This window comes from Prevotella sp. (assembly GCF_036570325.1).
GTDB lineage: Bacteria > Bacteroidota > Bacteroidia > Bacteroidales > Bacteroidaceae > Prevotella.
In genome coordinates, this window is record NZ_DATCYK010000112.1 from 1 (window position 1) to 3,038 (window position 3,038).

Sequence of the window (3,038 nt, forward strand, 5' to 3'; positions counted from 1 at the left end):
ATCGAGGTGCCAAACACCGCCGTCGATATGAACTCTTGGGCGGTATCAGCCTGTTATCCCCGGAGTACCTTTTATCCGTTGAGCGATGGCCCTTCCATTCAGAACCACCGGATCACTATGACCTGCTTTCGCACCTGCTCGCGCCGTCACGCTCGCAGTCAAGCTGGCTTATGCCATTGCACTAACCTCCTGATGTCCGACCAGGATTAGCCAACCTTCGTGCTCCTCCGTTACTCTTTAGGAGGAGACCGCCCCAGTCAAACTACCCACCAGACACTGTCCGCAACCCGGATTACGGGCCAACGTTAGAACATCAAACATTAAAGGGTGGTATTTCAAGGTCGGCTCCATGCAGACTGGCGTCCACACTTCAAAGCCTCCCACCTATCCTACACATCAAGGCTCAATGTTCAGTGTCAAGCTATAGTAAAGGTTCACGGGGTCTTTCCGTCTTGCCGCGGGTACACTGCATCTTCACAGCGAGTTCAATTTCACTGAGTCTCGGGTGGAGACAGCCTGGCCATCATTACGCCATTCGTGCAGGTCGGAACTTACCCGACAAGGAATTTCGCTACCTTAGGACCGTTATAGTTACGGCCGCCGTTTACCGGGGCTTCGATCAAGAGCTTCGCGTTACCGCTAACCCCATCAATTAACCTTCCGGCACCGGGCAGGCGTCACACCGTATACGTCCACTTTCGTGTTTGCACAGTGCTGTGTTTTTAATAAACAGTTGCAGCCAGCTGGTATCTTCGACTGATTTCAGCTCCACGAGCAAGTCGCTTCACCTACATATCAGCGTGCCTTCTCCCGAAGTTACGGCACCATTTTGCCTAGTTCCTTCACCCGAGTTCTCTCAAGCGCCTTGGTATTCTCTACCTGACCACCTGTGTCGGTTTGGGGTACGATTTGATGTTACCTGATGCTTAGAGGCTTTTCCTGGAAGCAGGGCATTTGTCGCTTCAGCACCGTAGTGCTTCGTCATCACGCCTCAGCCTTGGTTTTCCGGATTTGCCTGGAAAACCAGCCTACACGCTTAAACCGGGACAACCGTCGCCCGGCCAACATAGCCTTCTCCGTCCCCCCTTCGCAGTAACACCAAGTACAGGAATATTAACCTGTTTCCCATCGACTACGCCTTTCGGCCTCGCCTTAGGGGTCGACTCACCCTGCCCCGATTAACGTTGGACAGGAACCCTTGGTCTTCCGGCGAGCGGGCTTTTCACCCGCTTTATCGTTACTTATGTCAGCATTCGCACTTCTGATACCTCCAGCAACCCTCACAGGCCACCTTCACAGGCTTACAGAACGCTCCCCTACCCAACAACACATAGTGTCGCTGCCGCAGCTTCGGTGCATGGTTTAGCCCCGTTACATCTTCCGCGCAGGCCGACTCGACCAGTGAGCTATTACGCTTTCTTTAAATGATGGCTGCTTCTAAGCCAACATCCTGGCTGTCTGGGCCTTCCCACATCGTTTCCCACTTAACCATGACTTTGGGACCTTAGCTGGCGGTCTGGGTTGTTTCCCTCTTCACGACGGACGTTAGCACCCGCCGTGTGTCTCCCGTGATAACATTCTCCGGTATTCGCAGTTTGCATCGGGTTGGTAAGTCGGGATGACCCCCTTGCCGAAACAGTGCTCTACCCCCGGAGATGAATTCACGAGGCGCTACCTAAATAGCTTTCGGGGAGAACCAGCTATCTCCCGGTTTGATTGGCCTTTCACCCCCAGCCACAAGTCATCCGCTAATTTTTCAACATTAGTCGGTTCGGTCCTCCAGTTAGTGTTACCCAACCTTCAACCTGCCCATGGCTAGATCACCGGGTTTCGGGTCTATACCCTGCAACTTAACGCCCAGTTAAGACTCGGTTTCCCTTCGGCTCCCCTATTCGGTTAACCTTGCTACAGAATATAAGTCGCTGACCCATTATACAAAAGGTACGCAGTCACCCCATTAAGAGGCTCCCACTGCTTGTACGTACACGGTTTCAGGTTCTTTTTCACTCCCCTCGCCGGGGTTCTTTTCGCCTTTCCCTCACGGTACTGGTTCACTATCGGTCAGTCAGGAGTATTTAGCCTTGGAGGATGGTCCCCCCATATTCAGACAGGATACCACGTGTCCCGCCCTACTCATCGAGCTCACAATATGTGCATTTTTGTGTACGGGGCTGTCACCCTGTATCGCACGCCTTTCCAGACGCTTCCACTAACACACACACTGATTCAGGCTCTGGGCTCCTCCCCGTTCGCTCGCCGCTACTGGGGGAATCTCGGTTGATTTCTTTTCCTCGGGGTACTTAGATGTTTCAGTTCCCCCGGTTCGCCTCATTAACCTATGGATTCAGTTAATGATAGTGTGTCGAAACACACTGGGTTTCCCCATTCGGAAATCGCCGGTTATAACGGTTCATATCACCTCACCGACGCTTATCGCAGATTAGCACGTCCTTCATCGCCTCTGACTGCCAGGGCATCCACCGTGTACGCTTAGTCGCTTAACCTCACAACCCGAAGATGTTTCACTTCAGAGTTGCGAAAATTTGAGAGACTCACGAACAACTTTCATTGTTCAGTGTTTCAATTTTCAGCTTGATCCAGATTTTTAAAGAGCAAAACTTCGCAGTGAACCTTTGCAGGTACACTCTGAAGTATTTTTTATTTAATCACTACAGAGATGGTGGAGCTATGCGGGATCGAACCGCAGACCTCCTGCGTGCAAAGCAGGCGCTCTCCCAGCTGAGCTATAGCCCCATAACATGTAGTTAAAACCTCTTCAAATTTGCGGTGCAAATTTGGTAGGCCTGAGTGGACTTGAACCACCGACCTCACCCTTATCAGGGGTGCGCTCTAACCACCTGAGCTACAAGCCTGTAGAGGTTTTACTGCTCATTTTCATCAGACAATCTGTGTGAGCACTGCAAAGTACGCTTCTTTAAGGTAAGGAGGTGATCCAACCGCAGGTTCCCCTACGGTTACCTTGTTACGACTTCACCCCAGTCATGAATCACAAAGTGGTAAGCGCCCTCCCGAAGGTT

2 tRNA genes and 2 rRNA genes are annotated in these 3,038 nt (G+C 51.8%); all 4 read right to left on the reverse strand.

What is annotated here, in order from left to right:
• Positions 1-2,504 (reverse strand): 23S ribosomal RNA (locus VIR50_RS10525); the annotation flags it as partial.
• A gap of 174 nt (positions 2,505-2,678) precedes the next feature.
• Positions 2,679-2,754 (reverse strand) — tRNA-Ala (locus tag VIR50_RS10530).
• A gap of 42 nt (positions 2,755-2,796) precedes the next feature.
• Positions 2,797-2,873, reverse strand: a tRNA-Ile gene (locus tag VIR50_RS10535).
• 68 nt (positions 2,874-2,941) lie between these two features.
• Positions 2,942-3,038: ribosomal RNA gene (locus VIR50_RS10540) — 16S ribosomal RNA — on the reverse strand; the annotation flags it as partial.